The organism is Nocardioides daejeonensis (assembly GCF_003194585.1).
Lineage (GTDB): Bacteria > Actinomycetota > Actinomycetes > Propionibacteriales > Nocardioidaceae > Nocardioides > Nocardioides daejeonensis.
This window is the reverse complement of record NZ_QHKZ01000002.1, coordinates 28841-53419: the sequence shown is the minus strand read 5'-3', so window position 1 is coordinate 53419 and position 24579 is coordinate 28841. Positions and strand designations below refer to the sequence as shown.

22 protein-coding genes are annotated in these 24579 nt (G+C 69.8%); 14 read left to right on the top strand and 8 right to left on the bottom strand.

Annotated elements, in window-relative coordinates; translation table 11 throughout:
* Window positions 1-84 precede the first annotated feature (84 nt).
* The 9 genes from uvrA to tpiA all read left to right on the top strand — a co-directional run bounded on the left by uvrA (window position 85) and on the right by tpiA (window position 11553).
* Window positions 85-3102, top strand: a complete 3018-nt coding sequence (gene uvrA, locus DNK54_RS04975; RefSeq protein ID WP_110205875.1) for an excinuclease ABC subunit UvrA — start codon at window positions 85-87, stop codon at window positions 3100-3102.
* Window positions 3102-3512: a Rieske (2Fe-2S) protein gene (locus DNK54_RS04970; RefSeq protein WP_110205874.1), complete on the top strand. Its 411-nt coding sequence runs from the start codon at window positions 3102-3104 to the stop codon at window positions 3510-3512. The genes uvrA and DNK54_RS04970 overlap by 1 nt, the downstream gene beginning before the upstream one ends.
* On the top strand, window positions 3502-5469 hold the full coding sequence (gene uvrC, locus DNK54_RS04965) for an excinuclease ABC subunit UvrC (RefSeq protein ID WP_110205873.1): 1968 nt from the start codon (window positions 3502-3504) through the stop codon (window positions 5467-5469). Before DNK54_RS04970 ends, uvrC begins: the two co-directional genes overlap by 11 nt.
* The gene (gene rapZ, locus DNK54_RS04960) at window positions 5466-6344 is read left to right on the top strand and encodes an RNase adapter RapZ (RefSeq protein ID WP_110205872.1); all 879 of its coding nucleotides are present in this window, start codon (window positions 5466-5468) and stop codon (window positions 6342-6344) included. Before uvrC ends, rapZ begins: the two co-directional genes overlap by 4 nt.
* Window positions 6341-7330 carry a gluconeogenesis factor YvcK family protein gene (locus DNK54_RS04955; RefSeq protein ID WP_110205871.1) on the top strand — a complete coding sequence of 330 codons (990 nt, stop codon included), beginning with the start codon at window positions 6341-6343 and terminating at the stop codon, window positions 7328-7330. Before rapZ ends, DNK54_RS04955 begins: the two co-directional genes overlap by 4 nt.
* Window positions 7331-7341: 11 nt before the next feature.
* Entirely contained in the window at window positions 7342-8328 is a 987-nt protein-coding gene (gene whiA / locus DNK54_RS04950) for a DNA-binding protein WhiA (RefSeq protein ID WP_110205870.1), read from the top strand.
* Window positions 8329-8465: 137 nt separating this feature from the next.
* The gene (gap, locus tag DNK54_RS04945) at window positions 8466-9476 is read left to right on the top strand and encodes a type I glyceraldehyde-3-phosphate dehydrogenase (RefSeq protein WP_110205869.1); all 1011 of its coding nucleotides are present in this window, start codon (window positions 8466-8468) and stop codon (window positions 9474-9476) included.
* Window positions 9477-9532: 56 nt separating this feature from the next.
* Window positions 9533-10753 (top strand): phosphoglycerate kinase, encoded by a 1221-nt coding sequence (locus DNK54_RS04940; RefSeq protein ID WP_110205868.1) that lies wholly within the window; start codon window positions 9533-9535, stop codon window positions 10751-10753.
* Window positions 10753-11553 (top strand): triose-phosphate isomerase, encoded by an 801-nt coding sequence (gene tpiA, locus DNK54_RS04935; RefSeq protein ID WP_110205867.1) that lies wholly within the window; start codon window positions 10753-10755, stop codon window positions 11551-11553. Before DNK54_RS04940 ends, tpiA begins: the two co-directional genes overlap by 1 nt.
* Window positions 11554-11571: 18 nt before the next feature.
* On the opposite strand, the gene DNK54_RS04930 is transcribed toward tpiA, so the two are convergent.
* The gene (locus DNK54_RS04930) at window positions 11572-12180 is read right to left on the bottom strand and encodes a LysE/ArgO family amino acid transporter (RefSeq protein ID WP_110205866.1); all 609 of its coding nucleotides are present in this window, start codon (window positions 12178-12180) and stop codon (window positions 11572-11574) included.
* 102 nt (window positions 12181-12282) lie between these two features.
* On the opposite strand from DNK54_RS04930, the gene secG reads away from it, so the two are divergent.
* Window positions 12283-12522, top strand: a complete 240-nt coding sequence (secG, locus tag DNK54_RS04925) for a preprotein translocase subunit SecG (protein WP_110205865.1) — start codon at window positions 12283-12285, stop codon at window positions 12520-12522.
* A 48-nt stretch (window positions 12523-12570) separates the two neighbouring features.
* Window positions 12571-12930 carry an RNA polymerase-binding protein RbpA gene (locus DNK54_RS04920; protein WP_110205864.1) on the top strand — a complete coding sequence of 120 codons (360 nt, stop codon included), beginning with the start codon at window positions 12571-12573 and terminating at the stop codon, window positions 12928-12930.
* A 34-nt stretch (window positions 12931-12964) separates the two neighbouring features.
* Here the strand turns inward: DNK54_RS04920 and pgl are convergent, their stop codons facing one another.
* Genes pgl through tkt form a run of 4 tightly spaced genes read right to left on the bottom strand, consistent with a single transcriptional unit; the run spans window position 12965 to window position 18518 of the window.
* Window positions 12965-13693, bottom strand: coding sequence for a 6-phosphogluconolactonase (gene pgl / locus DNK54_RS04915; protein ID WP_110205863.1), 729 nt, complete (start codon window positions 13691-13693; stop codon window positions 12965-12967).
* Complete coding sequence (locus tag DNK54_RS04910; protein WP_239459927.1) at window positions 13672-15291, bottom strand: glucose-6-phosphate isomerase; 1620 nt, start codon at window positions 15289-15291, stop codon at window positions 13672-13674. Before DNK54_RS04910 ends, pgl begins: the two co-directional genes overlap by 22 nt.
* Window positions 15288-16388 carry a transaldolase gene (gene tal, locus DNK54_RS04905; RefSeq protein ID WP_110205862.1) on the bottom strand — a complete coding sequence of 367 codons (1101 nt, stop codon included), beginning with the start codon at window positions 16386-16388 and terminating at the stop codon, window positions 15288-15290. The genes DNK54_RS04910 and tal overlap by 4 nt, the downstream gene beginning before the upstream one ends.
* A gap of 27 nt (window positions 16389-16415) precedes the next feature.
* Window positions 16416-18518, bottom strand: coding sequence for a transketolase (tkt, locus tag DNK54_RS04900; protein ID WP_110205861.1), 2103 nt, complete (start codon window positions 18516-18518; stop codon window positions 16416-16418).
* 176 nt (window positions 18519-18694) lie between these two features.
* Between tkt and DNK54_RS04895 the strand changes: the two genes are divergently transcribed.
* Window positions 18695-19612 carry a heme o synthase gene (locus tag DNK54_RS04895; protein ID WP_239459980.1) on the top strand — a complete coding sequence of 306 codons (918 nt, stop codon included), beginning with the start codon at window positions 18695-18697 and terminating at the stop codon, window positions 19610-19612.
* 257 nt (window positions 19613-19869) lie between these two features.
* On the opposite strand, the gene DNK54_RS04890 is transcribed toward DNK54_RS04895, so the two are convergent.
* The 3 genes from DNK54_RS04890 to DNK54_RS04880 are packed head-to-tail and all read right to left on the bottom strand — an operon-like array spanning window position 19870 to window position 22510.
* Window positions 19870-20781 carry a COX15/CtaA family protein gene (locus DNK54_RS04890; RefSeq protein ID WP_110205859.1) on the bottom strand — a complete coding sequence of 304 codons (912 nt, stop codon included), beginning with the start codon at window positions 20779-20781 and terminating at the stop codon, window positions 19870-19872.
* A 2-nt stretch (window positions 20782-20783) separates the two neighbouring features.
* Window positions 20784-21560 (bottom strand): ABC transporter permease, encoded by a 777-nt coding sequence (locus DNK54_RS04885; protein ID WP_110205858.1) that lies wholly within the window; start codon window positions 21558-21560, stop codon window positions 20784-20786.
* Window positions 21557-22510: an ABC transporter ATP-binding protein gene (locus DNK54_RS04880; RefSeq protein ID WP_239459926.1), complete on the bottom strand. Its 954-nt coding sequence runs from the start codon at window positions 22508-22510 to the stop codon at window positions 21557-21559. The genes DNK54_RS04885 and DNK54_RS04880 overlap by 4 nt, the downstream gene beginning before the upstream one ends.
* Window positions 22511-22680: 170 nt before the next feature.
* Here DNK54_RS04880 and DNK54_RS04875 point away from each other — a divergent pair, with 170 nt between their 5' ends.
* On the top strand, window positions 22681-23655 hold the full coding sequence (locus DNK54_RS04875) for an ATP-binding cassette domain-containing protein (protein WP_110205857.1): 975 nt from the start codon (window positions 22681-22683) through the stop codon (window positions 23653-23655).
* Complete coding sequence (locus DNK54_RS04870; protein ID WP_110205856.1) at window positions 23652-24476, top strand: ABC transporter permease; 825 nt, start codon at window positions 23652-23654, stop codon at window positions 24474-24476. The genes DNK54_RS04875 and DNK54_RS04870 overlap by 4 nt, the downstream gene beginning before the upstream one ends.
* Window positions 24477-24579: the final 103 nt, after the last annotated feature.

Here is a 24579-nt window from a genome sequence, read left to right as displayed (position 1 = left end):
TGGAGCGCGTGCGTGGCGTCTTGCGTCGGGGGCCCGCGTAACGAACACTTGTTCGAAATTCCCGCGCCTCGAACCGGAAGACACATGGCCGACCAACTCATCATCCGCGGTGCCCGCGAGCACAACCTGAAGGACGTCTCCCTCGACCTGCCGCGAGACGCCCTCATCGTCTTCACCGGCCTCTCCGGCTCGGGTAAGTCCAGTCTCGCCTTCGACACGATCTTCGCGGAGGGTCAGCGCCGCTACGTGGAGTCGCTCTCCGCCTATGCGCGTCAGTTCCTCGGCCAGATGGACAAGCCCGACGTGGACTTCATCGAAGGTCTCTCGCCCGCGGTCAGCATCGACCAGAAGTCCACCTCGAAGAACCCGCGGTCGACCGTCGGCACCATTACCGAGGTCTACGACTACCTGCGCCTGCTCTACGCGCGTGCAGGCCGTCCGCACTGCCCGGTCTGCGGCGCTCCGATCGAGCGGCAGACTCCCCAGCAGATCGTCGACCGGCTGCTCACCCTTGAGGAGGGCACCCGGTTCCAGGTGTTGGCGCCGGTGATCCGCGGCCGCAAGGGTGAGTACGTCGAGCTCTTCCGGTCCCTGCAGAGCCAAGGCTTCTCGCGGGTGCGGGTCGACGGAGAGACCAAGACACTGGACGCCGTCATCGCCGGCCCGGTGATGAACAAGCAGCAGAAGCACACGATCGAGGTCGTCGTCGACCGCCTGGCAGTCAAGGAGTCCGCCAAGCGCCGACTGACCGACTCGGTGGAGACGGCGCTCAGCCTGGCCGGCGGTCTGGTGCTCGTCGACTTCGTCGATCGAGCCGAAGGCGCGCCCGACCGGGAGATGCGCTTCTCCGAGAAGATGTCGTGCCCCAACGAGCACCTCCTCGACACCGACGAGCTCGAGCCGCGCTCCTTCTCCTTCAACTCTCCGTTCGGAGCCTGCCCGGAGTGCACCGGCCTCGGCACCCGGATGGAGGTCGATCCGGAGCTCGTGATCGCCGACCCCGGGGCCACTCTGGGTGAGGGCGCGATCCAGCCCTGGAGCCACGCCCACGTCGCCGACTACTTCCTGCGTCTCCTCGGGGCCCTCGGCGACGAGGTCGGCTTCGACCTCAACACCCCGTGGGAGCAGCTGCCCAGCAAGATCCAGCGCATCGTGCTGGACGGGCACAGCACCAAGGTCCACGTGCGCACCAAGAACCGCTACGGCCGGGAGCGCTCCTACTACGCCGCCTTCGAGGGCGTCCGCCCGTACGTCGAGCGCCGGCACCGCGAAGCGGAGAGCGACACCGCACGGGAACGCTACGAGGGCTACATGCGAGAGGTGCCGTGCCCGGCCTGTCGCGGCAGCCGGCTCAAGCCGGTATCGGTCTCGGTGACGCTGGGAGCCAAGGACAAGGGCGGCCTCAACATCGCCGATCTCTGCGCCCTGCCGATCAACGAGACGGCCGAGCGTCTGCGCACCTTGGAGCTCAGTGAGCGTGAGCGCCAGATCGGTGCCCGGGTGCTCAAGGAGATCCTGGAGCGGCTCGAGTTCCTGCTCGACGTCGGACTCGACTATCTCTCCCTCGACCGCCCCTCCGGATCGCTCTCCGGGGGCGAGGCGCAGCGGATCCGGCTCGCCACCCAGATCGGCGCGGGACTCGTCGGCGTGCTCTACGTGCTCGACGAGCCCTCGATCGGCCTGCATCAGCGCGACAACCAGCGTCTGATCGAGACCCTGGTCCGGCTCAAGGATCTCGGCAACACGCTCATCGTGGTGGAGCACGACGAAGACACGATCCGCACCGCTGACTGGGTCGTCGACATCGGTCCGGGTGCTGGTGAGCACGGGGGCCAGGTCGTCGTCTCCGGCACCGTCGAGGATCTGCTCGCGCACCCCGACTCGCCGACCGGCAACTACCTCTCCGGGCGCAAGGAGATCCCCGTCCCGGCGGTACGCCGCCCGCGCACGAAGGGTCGCCACCTGACGGTTCACGGGGCGAAGGAGAACAACCTCAAGGACGTGACCGTCGACTTCCCACTGGGCGTCTTCACGGCCGTCACGGGAGTCTCGGGCTCCGGCAAGTCCACGTTGGTCAACGACATCCTCTACACCTCGCTGGCCAAGGAGCTCCACCACGCGCGCTCGGTGCCGGGGCGGCACCGCAAGATCACCGGGGTCGACCTGGTCGACAAGGTGATCCACGTCGACCAGTCGCCGATCGGGCGTACGCCGCGCAGCAACCCGGCTACCTACACGGGGGTCTTCGACCACATCCGCAAGCTCTTCGCCTCCACGCCCGAGGCGAAGATGCGCGGCTACCTGCAGGGCCGCTTCTCGTTCAACGTCAAGGGCGGGCGCTGCGAGGCGTGCACGGGTGACGGCACGATCAAGATCGAGATGAACTTCCTGCCCGACGTCTACGTGCCGTGCGAGGTCTGCCACGGCGCCCGCTACAACCGCGAGACGTTGGAGGTGCATTACAAGGGCAAGAGCATCGCCGAGGTGCTCGACATGCCCATCGAGGAGGCCGCGGAGTTCTTCGCGGCCGTGCCTGCGATCGCGCGGCACATGAAGACGCTGTGCGAGGTGGGGCTCGGCTATGTGCGGCTCGGGCAGCCTGCCACGACCCTCTCCGGCGGTGAGGCGCAGCGGGTCAAGCTCTCCAGTGAGCTCCAGAAGCGCTCGACCGGCCGCACCGTCTATGTGCTCGACGAGCCCACGACCGGGTTGCACTTCGAAGACATCCGCAAGCTCCTCGACGTGCTCTCCAGCCTGGTCGACAAGGGCAACACGGTCTTGGTGATCGAGCACAACCTCGACGTCATCAAGACCGCTGACTGGCTCGTCGACATGGGGCCGGAGGGCGGCAACCGCGGCGGCACGGTCGTGGTCACCGGCACACCGGAGGAGGTCGCCGGCTGCGCAGCGAGCCACACCGGCACGTTCCTTGCTCCGCTGGTGGGGGTGGAGCCGCGCCCGATGGCCCCGGCGAAGGCCGTGGCCGCTGCCGCTCCGGCGCGCAAGAGCGCGACCAAGAAGACGACCACCAAGAAGACGGCGGCAAAGAAGCCTGCCGCCAAGAAGACCACCACCAAGAAGACCACGAAGGCAGGCACCTGATGGGGCAGCGTCCGCAGATCTCCCGCCGCACCACCTTCCAGGGCATGGCTGCGCTCGGGGCCGCGCTGGCCCTGGCCGGCTGCGGCGGTGACGACTCCTCCGGCAAGCCGGAGACGAAGGCGGGCGAGGTGCTGGCCACGGTCGATGAGGTCCCGGTCGAGGGCGGGATCGTGCTGAGCGACAAGGGGCTCGTCCTCACCCAGCCGACCGAGGGCGAGTACCGAGCCTTCTCCTCGCGGTGCACCCACGAGGGCGCCCAGCTCACCCAGGTCGACGGCGCTGGTATCCACTGTCCACGCCACGGCTCCGTCTTCGCGCTCGCCGACGGTGCGGTCGAGCTCGGGCCGGCCACGACACCGCTGCCGGAGGTAGCCATCGAAGTCAAGGGCCAGGAGATCCGTGCCGCCTGACCCGTCGACGTACCGCCCGGAGCCGGGCAGCATCCCGACCCAGCCGGGCGTCTACAAGTTCCGGGACGCGCATCGACGGGTGATCTACGTCGGCAAGGCGAAGAGCCTGCGGGCGCGCCTGTCGTCGTACTTCCAGGATCTGGCGAACCTGCATCCGCGCACTCGCACGATGGTCACCACCGCGGCAAGCGTCGAGTGGACAGTGGTGGCCACGGAGGTCGAGGCGCTGCAGCTCGAGTACTCCTGGATCAAGGAGTTCGACCCGCGGTTCAACGTGAAGTACCGCGACGACAAGTCCTACCCCTGGCTTGCGGTCACGGTGGGGGAGGAGTTCCCCCGGGTGATGGTGGGGCGCGGCGCGAAGAAGAAGGGCACCCGCTACTTCGGGCCGTACGGTCACGCCTGGGCCATTCGCGAGACGGTGGATCTGCTTCTACGCGTCTTCCCGATGCGCTCCTGCTCTGCCGGCGTCTTCAAGAGGTCCGCACAGATCGGACGTCCCTGCCTGCTGGGCTACATCGACAAGTGCTCCGCCCCCTGCGTCGGCAAGGTGAGCGCCGAGGAGCACCGGCGGATCGTCGAGGACTTCTGCGACTTCATGGGCGGTCGCACCGCTGCCTTCACCAAGCGCATCGAGAAGGAGATGTTCGCTGCCTCCGAGGCCATGGAGTACGAGCGTGCCGCTCGGCTGCGCGACGACCTCGGCGCTCTGGAGAAGGCTCTGGAGAAGCAGGCTGTGGTCTTCGGCGACGGCACGGATGCCGACGTGGTCGCGCTTGCCGAAGACCCGCTCGAGGTCGCGGTCCAGATCTTCTACGTCCGGGGCGGGCGGATCCGCGGCCAGCGCGGCTGGGTCGCTGATCGAGTGGACGAGGGCGACACCGGCACGCTGGTCGAGCGCTTCCTGCTTCAGCTGTACGCCGGCGAGACGCCCGACGGCATCCCGCGCGAGATCCTGGTGCCGGCACTCCCACCGGACGCCGCGACGTTGGAGGAGCTGCTCGCCGAGCTGAAGGGCAGCAAGGTCAAGATCCGGGTGCCGCAACGCGGTGACAAGAAGGCCCTGCAGGAGACGGTCGCCCGCAACGCCTCCCAGGGACTCGCACTGCACAAGACGAAGCGGGCCAGCGACCTCACCACCCGCAACCAGGCGCTGGAGGAGATCCAGGAGGCGCTTGAGCTCGACGAGGTGCCGCTGCGCATCGAGTGCTACGACGTCTCCAACCTGCAGGGCACCGAGGTCGTTGCCAGCATGGTCGTCTTCGAGGACGGCCTGGCTCGTAAGAGCGAGTACCGGCGCTTCGTGATCAAGGGCGTCGAGGGCCAGAACGATGTTGCCTCGATGCACGAGGTGATCACCCGACGCTTCCGGCGACTTCTCGACGAGCGCGGCGACGCGGTGGAGGGGGCAGACGGTCCGATGCTCGTCGACCCCGAGACCGGCCGGGCGCGGAAGTTCGCCTACACGCCTGGCCTGGTCGTCGTCGACGGCGGCCCGCCTCAGGTGGCTGCCGCGACGGCCGCCCTGGCCGAGCTGGGCATCACCGACATTCCGGTCTGCGGTCTGGCCAAGCGCCTGGAAGAGGTCTGGCTGCCGGCGGAGGAGGACCCGGTGATCATGCCGCGCACCAGCGAGGGTCTCTACCTCCTGCAACGGATCCGCGACGAGGCGCACCGCTTCGCGATCACCCATCACCGCTCCCGCCGCTCGAAGACGATGGTCGAGTCGCTGCTCGACGACGTGCCGGGGCTCGGCGAGGTGCGCCGCAAGACGCTCCTCAAGCACTTCGGTTCGCTGAAGAAGCTGCGCGCCGCCACGATCGACGAGCTAGCGGCGGTCCCCGGGATCGGGCCGACCACCGCGGCCGCCATCAAGACCGCGGTTTCCCGCAAGGACGAGGGATCACCGAGACTGTCGATCAACACCGCCACAGGCGAGATCGAGGAAGAGTCATGAGTGAGGAAACGGCGCCGGAGTCCGGCGAGGTCGTCGTGGTCACCGGCATGACCGGTGCGGGCCGCAGTACAGCGGCGAAGGAGCTGGAGGATCTCGGCTACTTCGTGGTCGACAACCTGCCACCGTCGCTCCTGCCCGACGTGGTTCGCCTGGTCGATCGGACCCGTGGCCCCAAGCAGCCGATCGCGGTGGTGATCGACGTCCGGTCCGGTGGCTTCTTCGACGAGCTGCGCGCCAATCTCGCGCACCAGGCCACGGGCAGGCGCTCGACTCTGCTCTTCCTGGAGGCCGACGACAACGTCCTGGTACGCCGCCAGGATGCGGCCCGCCGACCGCACCCGCTGCAGGGTTCAGGGCGCCTGTTGGACGGCCTGCTGCGTGAGCGGGAGGTGCTTCGGCCCCTGCGCGGCCAGGCCGACGTCATCATCGACACCAGCAACCTCAACGTGCACCAGCTCACCGCTCGGGTCTCGGAGCGGTTCGGCACCCCTCAGGTGCTCAGCCTCAAGGTGACGGTCGTGAGCTTCGGCTTCAAGTACGGCATCCCGGTCGACGCCGACTTCATGGCCGACATGCGCTTCCTGCCCAACCCGCACTGGGTGCCGGAGTTGCGCGAGTTCACCGGGCAGGACCCGGCGGTCGCCGAGTTCGTCATCGGGCTGCCCGACGCACAGGCATTCATCGACGCGTACGTGCCGGTGCTGCAGACGATCTCATCGGGCTACCTGCGCGAGGGCAAGCGCTATCTGACCGTGGCGATCGGCTGCACCGGTGGCAAGCACCGCAGCGTGGCGATGACCGAGGCGCTCGCCGACCGGCTGCGCCGACTGGGGTACGACGTGCTCACCGCGCACCGAGACCTCGGTCGCGAATGAGCGGCAGCGTCACGCCCAAGAAGCCCGAGCGTCTCTCCGCCCGCGTCGTGGCGCTCGGCGGCGGACATGGGCTCCACGTCACCCTCTCCGCTCTCCGGCGGGTCGTCGACGACCTGACCGGGATCGTCACGGTCGCCGACAACGGAGGCTCATCGGGCCGACTGCGTCAGGAGTTCGGTGTCCTTCCGCCCGGCGATCTGCGGATGGCGTTGGCGGCGCTCTGCAGCGACGACGACTGGGGCCAGACCTGGGCCAGGGTGCTCCAGCACCGGTTCAGCAGTGACGGTGAGCTCGGCGGCCATGTCGTCGGCAACGTCCTCATCACCGCACTGTGGGAGCTCCTGGGCGAGAACGTCCTCGGCCTGGAGTGGATCGGACGACTCCTGGCCGCCGAGGGCCGGGTGCTGCCGATGGCCGACGTCCCCCTAGATATCGAGGCGACGGTCCGCGGGCTCGACCCCGACGCGCCGGATGTCCTCTCCACGGTCCGGGGGCAGGCGCAAGTGGCGGTGACACCTGGCACGATCACCTCGATCCGCCTGGTGCCCGAGCACAGCCCGGCCAACCCTGAGGCGGTCGCGGCGGTGGGCTCCGCCGACTGGATCTTCCTCGGCCCGGGGAGCTGGTACACCTCCGTGCTGCCGCATCTGATGGTGGACGAGCTGCGCGATGCACTCACCTGCACCAATGCCGGCGTCGTGGTGGTGCTGAACCTGCCCGGTCAGGAGGGGGAGACCTCCGGCTACACCTCCGCCGACCTGCTGGGTGCGCTGGTCGAACGCGCCCCTGAGTTGCGGGTGCACACGGTGCTCGCCGATCGGGAGACGGTGCAACGTGCTCCGGAGGAGGCTGAAGCCCTGGCGGGTGCCGTGGCGAGCGCCGGTGGCGAGTTGGTGCTCGACGATCTGTCCATGGGTGACGGCACGCCCCGGCACGACCCGATCAAGCTGGCTGCCGCCTGTGCGCGGATCATCGGGCGTGTGTAAGGATCATCGGCATGGCGATGACGGCACAGGTGAAGTCGGAGCTGGCCAGCACCCAGACCACGAAGACGTGCTGTCGCAAGGCTGAGGTCTCGACGACGCTGCGCTTCGCCGGTGGGCTGCACATCGTCAGCGGCCGGATCGTCGTGGAGGCGGAGCTCGACACCGGCGCTGCCGCCCGTCGCCTGCGCACCGACATCTCCGAGGTCTTCGGGCATGCCGCAGAGGTGGCCGTGGTGCAGGGCAACGGCCTGCGCCGTGGCAGTCGCTACGTGTTGCGCGTGGTCCGTGACGGGGAGTCTCTGGCCCGCCAGACCGGCCTGCTCGACCAGCGTGGCCGCCCGGTCCGTGGTCTGCCGCCGCAGGTCGTCTCCGGGGCGGCCTGCGATGCCGTTGCCGCCTGGCGCGGCGCGTTCCTCGCGCACGGGTCGTTGACCGAGCCGGGGCGCTCCTCGTCGCTGGAGGTGACCTGCCCGGGCCCCGAGGCGGCTCTTGCCCTGGTGGGGGTAGCGCGCCGGCTCAGCATCCAGGCGAAGGCCCGCGAGGTACGCGGCGTCGACCGCGTGGTGATCCGTGACGGCGACGCGATCGGGGCGCTGCTCACCCGCCTCGGCGCCCACGAGGCGCTGATGGCCTGGGAGGAGCGGCGGATGCGGCGTGAGGTGCGCGCCACCGCCAACCGGCTCGCCAACTTCGACGACGCCAACCTGCGTCGCTCCGCCCGCGCTGCGGTGGCGGCCGGAGCGCGCGTCGAGCGCGCTCTGGAGATTCTCGGCGAGGAGACTCCCGACCACCTCCGGCTCGCCGGACGACTCCGGCTCGAGCACAAGCAGGCATCCCTGGAGGAGCTCGGCCAGCTCCACGATCCGGTGCTCACCAAGGACGCCATCGCCGGACGGATCCGCCGACTCCTGGCCATGGCCGACAAGCGCGCTGAGGAGCTGGGCATCCCGGACACCGAAGCGTCGTTGACGCCGGAGATGCTGGCCGACGCCGAGTAGGTACGCGGCTCCGCCACGTCTCCCTCCCTCAGCCTTGCCAACTGCGCACTGGATGCGCCGCTCGCGACGGTCGAACCTTCGTGACCACGTATTAAGGTCGAGGACATTCACCCAATCGACCTGCGAGGGGGTCTGCTGTGACGGTGCGTGTCGGAATCAACGGGTTCGGTCGGATCGGACGCAACTTCTATCGGGCAGTGTTGGCCTCCGACGCCGATATCGAGGTTGTCGCGGTCAACGACCTGGGCGACCTGCCCACGCTGGCCCACCTGCTGAAGTACGACACGACGCTGGGGGTGCTCGACGTCGACGTGCATGCGGAGGACCACCGCATCGTGGTGGGCGACACCAGCTTCGTCGCCCACGACCAGCGGGATCCCGCCCAGATCCCCTGGGCGGAGTCGGGTGTCGACGTCGTCGTCGAGTCGACCGGCTTCTTCACAGACGCCCACGCCGCACGCGCCCACGTCGACGCCGGCGGCGCCCGCAAGGTGATCATCTCGGCGCCCGCCAAGAACGAGGACGTCACGCTGGTCATGGGGGTGAACCACGAGGCGTACGACGGAGCTGCCCACACGGTCATCTCCAACGCCTCCTGCACCACGAACTGCCTCGCGCCGATGGCCAAGGTGCTGCTGGACGGCCTGGGCATCGAGCACGGTCTGATGACCACCGTGCACGCCTACACCTCCGACCAGAACCTCCAGGACAACATCCACCGTGACCTGCGCCGGGCACGTGCCGCCGCTGTCAACGTGGTGCCGACCTCGACGGGTGCTGCGAAGGCCATCGGGCTCGTCCTTCCGGAGCTGCGGGGCAAGCTGGACGGCTACGCGCTGCGGGTGCCCGTGCCCACGGGATCGGTCACCGACCTGACCGTCGACGTGGGCCGACAGACCACCGTCGAGGAGGTGAACGCACTCTTCGCCACGGCGGCCGAGGGCGCGCTCGCCGGCTACCTCACCTACTCCACCGCACCGATCGTCTCCTCCGACATCGTCACCAATCCGGCCTCGTGCATCTTCGATGCGCCGTTGACGAAGGTGATCGGCGATCAGGTCAAGGTGGTCGGCTGGTACGACAACGAGTGGGGCTACTCGAATCGTCTGGTCGACCTGATCACCTACATCGGCGCTGATCTAGGCTGAGCCCGGCTCCGGAGCACCGGGCCCGAGCATCCGACCCAGAGCACAGCAAGGAAGACATGTCCGGCATCGACGCCCTGACCGCTGAACTCGGCGGCAGCCTGCGCGGCAAGCGCATCCTGGTCCGCTCCGATCTCAACGTGCCCCTCGACGGCGACACCATCACCGACGACGGCCGGATCCGTGCCTCGCTGCCGACGATCCTCCAGCTCGCCCGTGCCGGTGCGAAGGTCATCGTCGCCGCCCACCTCGGTCGTCCCGGCGGGCAGCCGGACGATCGCTACCGGATCACGCCGGTTGCGACCCGGGTGGCAGAGCTGGTCGACGGTGAGTTCGACTGCCTCCTCGCGACCGACACGGTCGGCGAGAGCGCCCGGGCGATGGTGGAGCGGATGCCGGAGGGCTCGATCCTGGTGCTCGAGAACGTGCGCTTCAACGCGGGAGAGACCAGTAAGGACGACACCGAGCGTGGAGGCTTCGCCGACGAGCTCGCAGCACTGGCCGACGGATTCGTGAGTGACGGATTCGGCGTGGTGCACCGCAAGCAAGCGTCGGTGTACGACGTGGCTGCTCGGCTCCCGCACGCCATGGGGCCGCTGGTCGCCGCCGAGGTCGACGTACTCCGGCGGCTCACCGACGCGCCGGAGCGACCGTACGCCGTCGTGTTGGGCGGATCCAAGGTCTCCGACAAGCTCGGCGTGATCGACAACCTGCTGGGCAAGGCCGACACGCTGCTCATCGGCGGTGGGATGGTCTTCACCTTCCTGGCGGCGCAGGGACGCGAGGTCGGGAAGAGCCTGCTGGAGGTGGACCAGCTCGACACGTGCCGCGAGTACCTGGCCCGAGCCGAGCAGACCGGCGTACGCCTCGTGCTGCCGACCGACATCGTCGTCGACACCGCCTTCCCCGGCGGTGATCGGGAGCCGGAGCCGCGGGTGGTCTCGGCTGACGCGATCCCGACCGACGCCCTCGGGCTCGATATCGGTCCCGATTCGGCGCGGGCCTTCGCCGCCGAGATCGAGCAGGCTCGGACCGTCTTCTGGAACGGCCCCATGGGCGTCTTCGAGGTCGATGCCTTCGCCGGCGGCACCCGTGCCGTCGCCGAGGCGCTGACCAAGGTCGACGGCCTCTCCGTTGTCGGCGGTGGCGACTCCGCTGCCGCCGTACGCCGTCTCGGCTTCGCCGACGACGCCTTCGGGCACATCTCCACCGGCGGTGGAGCGAGCCTGGAGTACCTCGAGGGCAAGGAACTGCCCGGCATCGCGATCCTGGAGGACTGATGGCCGCGAAGACCGCACGCGTCCCGCTGATGGCGGGCAACTGGAAGATGCACAAGAACCACCAGGAGGCGGTGGTGTTCGTGCAGAAGCTGGCCTGGAGCCTGTCGGACAAGAAGCACGACCACGAGCGCACCGAGGTGGCCGTGCTGCCGCCGTTCACCGACCTGCGCTCGGTGCAGACGCTGGTCGACGGCGACCGCCTGCGGATCCGGTACGGCGCCCAGGACGTCTCCGCTCACGACTCCGGTGCGCACACCGGCGAGGTCTCGGCGGCGATGCTCGCGAAGCTGGGCTGCAGCTACGTGGTCGTCGGCCACTCCGAGCGGCGCCAGGACCACGGTGAGGACGACGCGCTGGTCAACGTGAAGGCGCGCAAGGCGATCGCCGCCGGCATGGTGCCGATCGTCTGCGTCGGTGAGGGCCTGGAGGTTCGACAGGCTGGCGAGCACGTGGCCCACACCGTCGGCCAGCTCGACGGCTCCCTGGCCGGCCTGAGCGCCGAGCAGGTCGCCGGCCTGGTGATCGCCTACGAGCCGGTCTGGGCGATCGGCACCGGCGAGGTGGCGACCCCCGAGGACGCACAGGAGGTGTGCGCGGCACTGCGCGCCCGGGTCGCCGAGGTGCACGGCGATGGCGCGGCAACCGCGGTCCGGATCCTCTACGGCGGCTCTGTGAAGCCCGGCAACGTTGCCGCGATCATGCAGCAGGGCGACGTGGACGGTGCCCTGGTGGGCGGCGCGAGCCTCGACGTCGACGAGTTCGGCGGCATCTGCCGCTATCGGGACATGCCGGTGCTCTGACAGCTCTGTCGCGGTGGGTCATCCGAGGGCGAGCATGGCGGCGACGACCAGCATCGTCGCCGCGATGATCACCTCCAGCACCTGCCAGGCACGCGGGCTGCGCAGGAGCGGCGCAGCGCCTCGAGCGCCGAACCCCAGGGCGGTGAACCACAGCATGCTGCCCAGGCACGCGCCTACTGCGAACCACCAGCGACCAGTCGGGCCGTCCTGGGTGGCTGCGATCGAGCCCAGTAGCAAGACCGTGTCGAGATAGACGTGCGGATTCAGCCAGGTCAGTGCCACCGCGCGGCCCACCGCAGCCGACCTGGTCTCGACGGCGGCGCCCTCCGAGTCGCCCAGGGACTCAGGGTGCCGGGCGCGGCGCAGCGAGGCGGCGGCGTACCAGAGCAGGAAGGCGACGCCCAGCCAGCGCACCACGTCGATCAACCACCCGGCGCGGTCGACGATGGTCCCGATCCCCGCAACGCCGGCCACGATCAGGGCGACGTCGGAGACCGCGCAGACCGTGACCACCGCCACCACGTGCGAGCGGCGTAGACCCTGCCGGAGCACGTAGGCGTTCTGGGCGCCGATGGCGATGATGAGGGTCAGCCCGGTGAGAAGCCCGGTCGCGGCAGCATGAAGCACAGGGCGACGCTAGAGATGGTTCGCGGCCGGAGCAACAGCGGATCCGTGTCGAAGGGCAGCCGGGTGCGGTGGGTCACGCACCTGTCGGTTAGGGTTGGTCACGTGGAACTCGTCTTCACCATCATCCTCGTGATCAGCAGCCTGCTGCTGATCCTGCTCGTGCTCCTTCACAAGGGACGCGGGGGCGGTCTGTCCGATATGTTCGGCGGCGGCGTGTCCAGTGGTCTGGGCGGTTCCTCGGTGGCTGAGCGCAACCTCGACCGACTCACGGTAGGGGTCGGCCTGATCTGGGCCGCATGCATCCTCGCGCTCTCGCTGCTGGTCGCCTTCGGCGGCGTCTGAGGATCGTCCCTCGACCGAGCGGTGCGACTGGGCTGAGAGGAGCAACAGGTGGCTGGTGCAGGCAGCGCGATCCGGGGGTCCCGGATCGGATCGGGCCCGATGGGCGAGGCGGAGCGCGGCGAGGCCGCGCCGCGCCAGCAGGTGACCTACTTCTGCGCCAACGACCATCGCTCGGCGATCACCTTCGCGATCGAGGCCACCGTCCCCGAGACGTGGGACTGCCCTCGTTGCGGCCTCCCGGCCAGCGTCGACTCCGACAACCCGCCTCCGGCTCCGAAGATCGAGCCCTACAAGACGCACCTGGCCTACGTGAAGGAGCGGCGCTCCGACCAGGAGGCCGAAGACATTCTTGCCGAGGCGCTGCAGCTCCTGCGCTCGCGTCGCAAGGCCGGCGACATCATCTTCTGAGTCGACGTACCAGGCTCCGCCTCGGGGCAGGCGGTCAGAGCCGGGCGGCGGCTGCTTCGTCGATCCACCAGAGCGTCGTCTCGCGTCCGCGCACGCCGCGGGCGGGGAGCTCCGCGACGGCTCCGTGACGCTGAGCGGCGGCGACGGCGTCGGCCTTGCCTTCGCCGCTGGCCACGAACCAGACCTCGCGAGCCTGGTTCAGCGCTGTCAGCGTGAGTGAGATCCGTTCGGGCGGTGGCTTCGGGGAGTCGCGCACCGCGACCGCGATCCGGCCGTTGTCGACGAGCTCCGGCCGCCCCGGGAAGAGCGAGGCGATGTGTCCGTCCGGGCCGATGCCCAGCATCAGCACCTCGAACTCGTCGGTGTCAGCAGCGCGCAGCTCCTCGTCGTACCGCATGGCAGCGGCGTCCAGCCCCTCGGGCGTGGAGGCAGGCATGGCGTGGAGGCGCGTCGCGGGTACGCCGAGTGCCTGGAGGGTCGCGAGCACCTCGGTGTCGTTGCGCTCCGGTGCCCCCTGCGGGACGTAGCGCTCGTCGCCCCACCAGAAGTCGACCCTGCTCCAGTCCACGTGGGCGGAGCGACCGAGCTCGCCGAGGTGGGCATGGATCGCGGCGGCGATAGTCCCGCCGGTGAGGCAGATCGCCGGCACCCGACCGGCCCGCTGAGCCGCCCCGATCCTGTCGATCAGGGCGGCCGCGACGGCCGCCGCCAGCGGCTCGGCGGCGGGAAACACCCGCAAGGTCAGAGGAGGCTGTTCAGCCATTCGGCGAATCCTGCGGGAGAGGAGGCGTGGAAGCGAAGCACCGGACGCCCGCGCCGGCTCAGCACGTGGGCGTCGCCGACCGCCTGGGAGGCCTGGAACTCGGCGAACGTGAACTCGCGGCCCGGGATCTCGAGATCAGCTTCCGGGTCGCAGGAGAGCTGCAGGAAGACTCCGGTCTGCGGTCCGCCCTTGTGGTACTGGCCGGTGGAGTGCAGGAAGCGGGGAGCCCAACCGAACGTGACCGGCCTACCGGTGCGAGTCGCGAGCGACTCCCGTAGGCCGGCCACGGCGCCGTCGCGCTCGTCGTCGAGGTAGGCCTGGATGCTGAGGTAGCCACGGACCGGATCGATCTGCGTGAGCAGAGCACGCAGCGCGCTCCGGGCGTCGGCAACCTCAGGGGGTAGCCAATCGCCGGCGAAGACCTGCACGGGACCGTCGACGAAGGTGGGGGAGTCCTGGGGCGCGTCACCGGAGAGCATCTCCCGGGCAGCGGCTTTCGCGCTCTCGACGTCGGGCTGGTCGAACGGGTTGATCTCCAGCAGGCGGCTCGCCACAGCGACCGCGCCCTCCCAGATCAGGAACTGGGCACCCAGCGGCGCGCACAGGTGCGCACCGAAGCCCGAGGCCGGCCGGATCCGGTCGAAGACCGACACCTCGCCCCACGTGCACAGCACGCAGTCGGGGGTGCTGGGGTCGAAGTTGGGAGCATGGGTGGAAGGCACGCTGATCGGCAGCACACCGGTGCCCTCCTTGCCCGTCGACTCGGCGACGAGCTGCTCGATCCAGCTGCCCAGCCCGGCCCGGTCGGCGTCGGTGTCGGCGAGGACCGCCTTGTCGACCCCTGCCCGGACGGCGAGTGCGAGCAGGGCCCCCAGGCGGAGGATCGGGTTGTCGGGATCGTCATCGGCCGTGGCTGGGGCCACCGACGCGGCCTCGTCGAGCAGGCGCTCGATGTCGACGCCGGCCAAGCCGGAGGGGACCAGGCCGAAGGCGCTCAGCGCCGAATAGCGGCCGCCGACCATGGGGTCGGCATGGAACACCCGGAACCCCGAGGCCATCGCCTGCTCGTCGAGCGGGGAGCCGGGGTCGGTCACGACCACGATCCGCTGAGCGGGGTCGATCCCGGCGGCCCGGAAGGCGGCCTCAAAGGAGCGCCGGTGGCTGTCGGTCTCGACCGTGCCGCCGGACTTGCTGCTGACCACGACCACGGTGCGGTGGAGGTCACCGGCGAGCGCGCGGCGTACGACGTCGGGGGAGGAGGAGTCCAGCATCTCCAGGTCGCGGTCGGCGGCGGTGCAGATCACCTCGGGCGCAAGGGAGGAGCCCCCCATGCCGCAGAGCACGATGCGGGTGATGCCGGCGTCGGCGAAATCTCGCCGCAGCGCGGAGATCGGCGCCACCAGGGGTCGGGAGCGCTCGTGGAGATCGGTCCAGCCCAGGCGCTTGGCGGCCTCCTCCTTCGCCTCCTCGCCCCAGAGTGAGGCGTCGTGCGCGGCGATCCGGGAGGCGACCCGGTCGTCGACCAGGCGCTGCAGAGTCTCGGCCAGGTCGATCCCGCCGGGGAGTTCGAGCTCCAGGGCCCAGCCGGCGCCGGTCACGCGCCGACCACCGCCATCTGGTCGGTGACGGTGGCGACGAGCTCGCCCCAGGAGACGACGAACTTCTCCACACCCTCGCGCTCGAGCAGCTCCAGCACGTCATCGAAGTCGACGCCGGCCTCCGCCAGGGCGGTGAAGAGCGCTGCCGACTCCGGGCCGCGCCCAGTGACGGTGTCGCCGGTGAGCTCGCCGTGATCGGCGAACGCCTCGAGGGTCTTCTCCGGCATGGTGTTGACGCAGTCGGCCACCACCAGATCGGTGACATAGAGGGTGTCGGGGTACGCCGGGTCCTTGACCCCCGTGGACGCCCAGAGGGGACGCTGCACGTTGGCTCCAGGCAGGGCCTGGAAGCGCGCTGAGTCGAAGACCTCGGCGTGCGCCTCGTAGGCGAGGTAGGCGTTGGCGAGGGCCGCCTTGCCGCGCAGTGCCGCCGCTGCCTCGGTCCCGAGCGCATCCAGCCGCTTGTCGACCTCCGAGTCGACCCGCGAGACGAAGAAGGAGGCGACCGAGTGGATGCCGGCGATGTCGATGCCCCGGGCCTGGGCCTGCTCGAGGCCGGCGAGGTAGGCGTCCATGACCGCGCGGTAGCGCTCCAGGCTGAAGATCAGGGTGACGTTGACACTGATTCCCTCGGCGATCGCAGCGGTGATCGCCGGCAGGCCCGGCTCGGTCGCCGGGATCTTCACCATCAGGTTGGGGCGGTCCACGGTGGCCCACAGGTCGCGTGCCTCGGCCACCGTGGCATCGGTGTCCATGGCCAGGTCGGGGGAGACCTCGATAGAGACCCGGCCGTCGGCCGGCGTGGCCGCGTAGACCGGCGCGAGCACGTCGCAGGCGTTGCGGACGTCGTCGGTGGTGAGGGCGTGGATCACCTCGTCGACGTTCGCCCCGGCGGCCACCAGCGTGCGGATCTGCTCGGTGTAGCGCTCGCCGTCGGCGAGCGCACCCGCGAAGATGGTCGGGTTGGTGGTCACGCCGACCACCGAGCGCTCGCGGACGAGATCGGCCAGGTTGCCGGACTCGATCCGCTCCCGGGACAGGTCATCGAGCCAGACCGAGACACCGGAGTCGGACAGTGCCTTCAAGCGGTCGTTCATGGTCGCCTCCGTGATGGTCGGGGTTGGTCAGTTGCCAGCAGCGGCGATGCTGTCGCGAGCCGCCGCGGCGACGGCCCCGGCAGTGACGCCGTACTCCTCCAGGATGCGCTGGTAGTCGGCCGACGCGCCGTACTGCTCGATCGAGACGATCCGGCCTGCATCGCCCACGATCTCGCGCCAGCCCAGGCCGATGCCGGCCTCGACGGAGACCCGCGCCCGCACGGACGGCGGCAGGACCGCGTCGCGCCACTCCTGCGGCTGCGCGTCGAACCACTCGCGACACGGCATCGAGACGACGCGTGCGGCGATCCCGTCGGCTGCCAGCTGCGCGCGCGCCTGCACGGCCAGCTGCACCTCGGAGCCCGTGCCGATCAGGATCACGTCGGGGGTGCCGTCGGTGTCGAGCAGCACGTAGCCGCCCTTCGCCACGTCGTCGACGCCGGCGAAGCCCTCCTCCCCGCGCGGGAAGGTCGGCACGTTCTGCCGGCTCAGGGCCAAGCCGACCGGGCGGTCGGTCTGCTGCATCACCGCGCGCCAGACGGCGGTGGTCTCGTTGGCGTCGGCGGGCCGGACCACGTCGAGGCCCGGGATCGCGCGCAGGGCGGCGAGGTGCTCGATCGGCTGGTGGGTGGGTCCGTCTTCGCCGAGGCCCACGGAGTCGTGGGTCCAGACGAAGATGCTGGGGATGCCCATCAGTGCGGCCAGCCGCACCGGCGGGCGCATGTAGTCGGCGAACTGGAGGAACGTGCCGCCGAAGACCCGGGTCAGCCCGCCGAGCGTGATGCCGTTGAGGATCGCGCCCATGGCGTGCTCACGGATCCCGAAGTGGAGCACGCGACCGGCCTGCGGATCGGTCTGCCACTGCTCGGTCGCATGTGCGGCGGGGCCGAAGGAGGGGACGCCGGTGATGGTGGTGTTGTTGGAGCCGGCGAGGTCGGCCGAGCCACCCCACAGCTCGGGCAGGTGGCCTGCCAGGGCGTTGATCGCCTTGCCCGACGCGGACCGGGTGGCCAGCCCCTTCGGGTCGGCCGGATAGGTGGGGAGATCGGCGTCCCAGCCGTCGGGGAGTTCGCGGGCACGCAGCCGGTGCAGCAGGGTGGCCCGCTCGGGGTGGGCCGTCGCCCAGGCCTGGTACGCCTCGTCCCAGGCGGCGCCAGCGGCTGCACCGCGCTTCGTGGCCTGCCGGGTGTGCGCGAGGACCTCGGCGCTGACCTCGAAGGACTGCTCCGGGTCGAACCCGAGAACCTGCTTGGTGAGCGCCACCTCTGCGTCGCCGAGCGCGGAGCCGTGCGAGGCCTCGGTGTTCTGCGCGTTGGGTGCAGGCCAGGCGATAATCGTGTTGAGGACGATCATCGAGGGCTTGTCGGTCACCTCGCGCGCTGCGCCGATGGCGTCGTACAGCGCCTGCACGTCCTCGACGTACTCGGTGCCGCCGCGGGTCCAGTCGACGTGCTGCACGTGCCAGCCGTAGGCCTCGTAGCGCTTCGCGACGTCTTCGGTGAAGGCGATGTCGGTGTCGCCCTCGATGGAGATCTTGTTGTCGTCCCAGATCACCGTCAGGTTGCCGAGCTGCTGGTGGCCCGCGATCGCGGACGCCTCCGCGGAGACGCCCTCCTGCAGGTCGCCGTCCGAGGCGATCACGTAGATGTGCCGGTCGAAGGGGGAGGCGCCCGGGGCTGCGTCCGGGTCGAGCAGGCCGCGCTCGCGGCGGGCCGCCATGGCCATGCCCACGGCGTTGGCGATCCCCTGGCCCAGCGGGCCGGTGGTGGTCTCCACGCCCGCGGTGTGGCCGTACTCGGGGTGACCGGGCGTCTTGGAACCCCAGGTCCGGAACGCCTTGAGGTCGTCGAGCTCCAGACCGAAGCCGGCCAGGTAGAGCTGGATGTAGAGCGTGAGGCTGCTGTGGCCGCAGGAGAGGACGAATCGGTCCCGGGCGATCCAGCTCGGGTCGGCGGGGTCGTGCCGCATCACCTTCTGGAAGAGCAGGTACGCCGCGGGGGCCAGACTCATGGCGGTGCCGGGGTGGCCGTTGCCCACCTTCTGCACGGCGTCCATGGCAAGCACGCGCACCGTGTCGACCGCCCGCCGGTCGAGTTCGGTCCACTCCAGGCGGGGGGAATCGGTGCTCAAGGGGGTTCCTCTCCAAATCAGCGTCGTGGGCTGCGTCCGAGCCTACTCAAGGGGAGCGATAGACTCACCTTCGGCTCGTCGTGAGCCATTGCCCCACCGCTCAGCATCCCGAGGTTCATGTGACGTACGTCGGCCAGTCGGCTGCAGGCGCTCAGCAGACCGGTCCTACCGGCGCTGTGCCCGGGTCGAGCGATCCGGAACGCGCGACCTGGAAGGACGTCGTCGCCGCCTACATCGGCCTCACCAAGCCGCGGGTGATCGAGCTGCTGTTGCTCACCACCGTGCCGGTGATGTTCTTCGCCGAGCGCGGCATCCCGGAGCTCAAGCTCGTCGTGGCCACGGTGATCGGCGGCACGCTGTCGGCCGGCTCGGCGTCGACGTACAACTGCGTCTACGACCGCGACATCGACGAGCAGATGCGCCGCACCCGACGCCGCGCGCTGCCCCGCCACATCGTCTCGCCGTGGTCGGCGCTGATCTTCGCGACCGTGCTCGCGGTGCTCTCGACGATCGTCCTGCTGGCTTGGGTCAACCCGCTCTCCGCGACGCTGTCGCTGGGCGCCAACGCGTTCTACGTCTTCGTCTACACGATGCTGCTCAAGCGTCGGACCACGCAGAACATCGTCTGGGGCGGCTTGGCTGGCTGCTTCCCGGCTCTCATCGGCTGGACCGCCGTCACCGGCGAACTCGCCTGGACGCCGGTGGTGCTCTTCCTCGTGGTCTTCTTCTGGACGCCGCCACACACCTGGGCGCTGGCCCTGCGCTACCGGGAGGACTATCGCAACGTCGACGTCCCGATGCTGCCGGTGGTCAAGCCCGCGGCCGAGGTCGGCAAGCAGATCGTGCTCTACAGCTGGGTCATGGTCGCGACCTCGTTGGTGCTGTGGCCGGTCGCGGAGACCGGATGGTTCTACCCCGTCGTGGCCGCCGTTCTCGGCGCGATCTTCCTCGTCGAGGCGCACAAGCTCTGGAAGCGTGCCCGGAGCAGTGAGGACCTGGCAGTCATCCGCCCGATGCGCCTCTTCCACCACTCCAACCTCTACCTGAGCCTGCTCTTCGTCGCGGTCGCCATCGATCCGCTTCTGCACTTCTGAGCTGTTCAGGTCTTGCCAATTCCCCGCCCGAGCGGGGAATTGCTCTCCTGTCGGCTGTAGCAACAGTGACAGAGCGCAGGTTTTCGTGACGAAGTGTGACGGGTGTACGTCGAGGCCTGCGGCGGCAGCCGCACCGCACTGTGTCATCAAGTTGCGCACCGCACTGTGTCACCAAATTGATTGCCTGGTGTGTGTAGCTACGGCCGACAGGTGACAAGTTCCCCGCCCGGGCGGGGAAACTTGTGGTGCTTGGGGCGTCAGCGGGGGGAGCCGGTCGCCCAGGAGTAGAGGCGGCCGGTGTGGTCGGCTGCGGAGGTGTGCGGGCGCACCGCTAGCCAGATGCGGGCGAGGCCCGCCGCGAGGAGTGAGGCTCCCAGCATGTGCAAGGCGACGAGCAGGACCGGAAGGTCGGTCAGGTACTGCACCCAGCCGACCAGTCCCTGAGCGAGCTCGATGCCGAGCAACGCTCCGGTGACGACGCTCAGCCAGCGGTCCCCGGAGCGCAGCGCGACGACCAGCAGGGCCACGGTGAGCACGATCAGCACGGCGACCGCAGCGGCGTGGACGTAGGAGGCGACGGCCGGGTCGAGGCCGTTGCGCTTGGCGTCCTGATCTCCGGCGTGCGGCCCGGCGCCGGTGACGACCGTGCCCAGGTAGAGCGTGGCGGCGCCGACGCCGAGGATGGCGTCGGCGAGCCGACGGGGCAGGGACGGGGCCGCGGGCCGGGTGGGGCTGCGCAGGTGGTCCAGCAGGGCCAGGCAGAAGCCGATGATCACCATCGACGAGATGAAGTGCAGCGCTACGACCCATGGGTTGAGGTCGGTGAGCACCGTGATGCCGCCGATGACCGCTTGGAGCGGGATGTAGAGACCGATCACGAAGGAGAGCCGGGTGGCCCTGCGGTCGCCGCTCCACAGCGCGGAGAGGAAGCACAGGATCGCCACCGCCGCGAGCACGAAGGTCAACAGCCGGTTGCCGAACTCGATCGCGCCGTGGATCCCCAGCTCCGGGTGCGCGGCGTACGACTCGTCGGTGCAGCGAGGCCAGGTCGAGCAGCCCAGGCCGGAGCCGGTCAGCCGGACGGCCGCACCGGTCACCACGATGCCGATGTTGGCCAGGATGTTGGCCACCGCCAGGGGCCAGAGCCACGAGGCGAGCCGGGTGCGCATGCTTACTCCCACTTGAAGAGACGACTGGCCAGGCCGGCGCCGAGCACCGCCCACACCAGCAGGACGAGGAAGGCCACCGCGTCGGCGCGGCCGTCCCAGAGGGCCGTCCGCAGCGCATCGCCGAGTGCTGCCGACGGCAGCAGCTGCAGCGGACCCTCCGCGGCGCCGTACGTGTCACGGGGCAGGACGATGCCGCCGCCCATCATGAGGAGCAGGTAGATGAGGTTGGCGGCGGCCAACGTCGCCTCCGCGCGGAGCGCGCCGGCCAGGGCGAGCCCGAGTCCCGCGAAGGTGCAGGTGCCCAGCAGAGCCGCCAGGACGGCGACCACCGCACCGAGTACGCCGCCGCCGGGGCGCCAGCCGAGGCCGAGCGCCACCGCACAGATCACCACGGCCTGCAGCAGCTGCACGAGCAGGAGCGCCAACACCTTCCCCAGCAACAGCCCGATCCGCGGCAGCGGCGAGGCGCCCAGCCGCTTGAGGAGTCCGTAGCGGCGCTCGAAGCCGGTGGCGATCGCGAGCGAGGTGAACGCGGTCGACATGACGGCCAACGCCAAGACGCCCGGAGTGAGCACGTCGACGGGTTCGTGGGCCAGGTCGAGGTCGAGACGTCGGGCAGCGAGGGTGCCGCCGACGAGTGCCAGCACCGGGATGACCACGGCAAGCAGCAGCTGCTCGCCGTTGCGAAGCAGCAGCTTCGTCTCCATGGCGGCCTGCGCACGCACCTGGCGGTGCAGCGGCGCCGCGCCCGGGGCCGGTGTGAAGGTCCCTTGGCTCACGCGCCCAGCCCCCGTCCGGTCAGCTGGAGGAAGACGTCCTCCAGGGTGTTCTGGCCCAGGGTCAGCGACTCCGGGAGGACGTTGTGCTCCTCGCACCACGCCGACACCTTCGCCAGCGTGGTGGCGTCGGCGTCGCCGCTGATCAGCAGGCTCTGCTCGTTGAGCGGGCGTACCTCCGCCGTCGGTCCGAGGGTCCGCTGCAGGGAGGCGGGCGCCTCGGGCGGGAACGGGTCGGTGACCACCAGGCGGATCGTGGCGCTGCCGCGGCTCCGGGTCAGCTCGAAGGGGCTTCCGGAGGCGATCAGCCGGCCGTGGTCGATGACGTGGACGAGGTCGGCCAGGCGCTCTGCCTCGTCCATGTAGTGCGTGGTGAGCACGATCGTCACGCCATCGGCGCGCAGCTCCTCCAAGAGCTCCCAGGTCGTACGCCGCGCAGCAGGATCCATCCCCGCCGTCGGCTCGTCGACGAAGCAGAGCTCCGGTCGGCCGACGACGGCCATCGCCAGGCCCAGGCGCTGCTGCTGGCCGCCTGAGAGTCGCCGATAGGGAGTGCGGCCGCACTCGCCGAGCCCGAGGCGTTCGACCAGCGGCTCGATCGGCAGCGGGTGGGCGTGCAACGCCGCGATGTGCCGCAGCATCTCCTCGGCGCGCACGCCGGACCAGGCGCCACCCGCCTGCAGCATCACGCCGATCCGGGGGAGCAGCTGCTGGCGCTGACGGTGTGGGTCGAGGCCCAGCACGCGGACGGTGCCCGCCTGTGCCTTGCGGAAGCCCTCGCAGGTCTCCAGCGTCGTCGTCTTGCCGGCGCCGTTGGGTCCGAGGACCGCGGTGATGGTGCCGCGCTCGACCCGCAGGGAGAGCCCGTCGACCGCGACCTTGTCGCCGTAGCGCATCACGAGGCCGTCGATCTCGACGGCGGCCTCGGCTGCGGAGGCTGGGGGAGTCGACACGCGGACAGTCTAGGAAGGCGCCCGGTGCCGGTCGCAGGCAGGCCGCAAAACCGCTGGCAGCGTGCCTGCCCCGGTCAGTAGCGTGACAGGGCACGAGTGTGCGATGAGTTCGCTGGCCCCGGCGAGTCCATCCTTCTGCGCACGGCCACGACAATCACAGGAGGAAGCGCATGGGTGATCCACCCGCGATCGAGGCGATCGACCTCGTCAAGGAGTTCGGGGAGCAGCGCGCCGTCGACGGCGTCAGCTTCTCGGTGCCGCAGGGCACGGTGCTCGGCCTGCTTGGCCCCAACGGTGCCGGCAAGACGACGACGGTACGCATGATGACGACCCTGACGGTGCCGACGTCGGGGACCGCGCGGGTGGCGGGCCACGATGTGGTCCGCGAGCCTGCCGCCGTACGCCGCAGCATGGGCCTGACCGGCCAGGCGGCGACCGTCGACGAGCTGCTCACCGGCCGGGAGAACCTGCGCCTGATCGGTGCGCTCTACGGCCTCTCCGCGACCTACATGCGCCGAGCCACCGAAGACCTGCTGGAGCGCTTCTCCCTGGTCGAGGCCGGCAACAAGGTGGTCAAGGAGTACTCCGGGGGGATGCGGCGACGACTCGACCTCGCGGTCAGCCTGGTCGCCACGCCGCCGGTGCTCTTCCTCGACGAGCCGACCACAGGCCTCGACCCGCGCAGCCGCGTCGAGCTGTGGGACGTGCTGCGGGAGCTGGTCGACGGGGGCACCACCCTGTTGCTGACCACGCAGTACCTGGAGGAGGCCGATCAGCTGGCCGACCGGATCGTCGTGATCGATCAAGGCAACGTGATCGCCGAAGGCACGCCGCTCCAGCTCAAGGACTCCTCAGGCGCGGCTGCCGTGGTGGTGACCGTCTCCCACGCCGCCGACCTGGGCAGCGCGGAGGCGGTGATCCGCTCCGTCGTACCAGAGGTGCACGTGGAGCCGAACGCGCGTCAGCTCACCGCACCCGCTGACGGGCTCGCCGACATGACGAGGATCGCGGTGGCCTTCGAGGGCACCGGCATCGAGCTCGACGACCTGGGCCTGAAGCGGCCCACCCTGGACGACGTCTTCCTCCGCCTCACCGGCCACCGTGCCGAGGAGCCGGAGGCGGAGATCGAGGAGGCAGTCTCATGACGACGCTGGCGCGACCCGAGATCCGCGACATCGGCCTGCTCCGGCAGTCGTTGGTCATCGCACGACGCAACCTGATCCACATCAAGCGGATGCCCGAGATGCTGATGGACGTCACCGTGCAGCCGGTGATGTTCGTGCTGCTCTTCGCCTACGTCTTCGGTGGCTCGATCGCCGCCAACGCGCCGGCTGGCTACCGGGAGTGGCTGTTGCCCGGGATCATGGGCCAGACCATCGCCTTCGCCTCGTTCATCGTGGCGGTGGGGCTGACGGCCGACATCGACAAGGGCATCGTCGACCGGATGCGCTCGCTGCCCATCCATCCCGCCTCGGTGCTGGTGGGCCGCAGCATGTCGAGCCTGCTGCACTCGATGATCGGCATCGTCGTCATGTCCCTCACCGGCCTGATCGTGGGCTGGCGGATCCGGGGGAGCGTGCTGGACGCCGTCCTCGCCTACCTGCTGATCCTGCTCTGGGGCTTCGCGATGATCTGGCTCGGCATCCTGGTCGGGTCCGCGATGCGCTCGGTCGAGGCCGTCAACGGTGTGATGTTCACCACGATGTTCCCGATCACCTTCCTGGCCAACACCTTCGCGCCGGCAGAGAACATGCCGGGCTGGTTGCGCCACATCGCCGAGTGGAACCCGATCTCCTCCCTGGTCCAGGCGGTGCGCGAGCTGTGGGGCAACACCACGCCCGTCTCCTCCGACGCGGCGCTGCCGCTGCAGCACCCGGTGCTCAGCACCGTGATCTGGACGCTCGGCATCACCGCGGTGATCGCCCCGCTGGCGCTGCGCAGCTTCCAGCGGAGGACGCGCGACTAGGAGATCGCCCCGCGATCGCCCCGCAACACGGGAGGCGCTTCGGCAGTGTCTTAGGTGACCCTTGCTTGAAGCGCCTCCCGTATTAACGTCACACTGTTGTTGT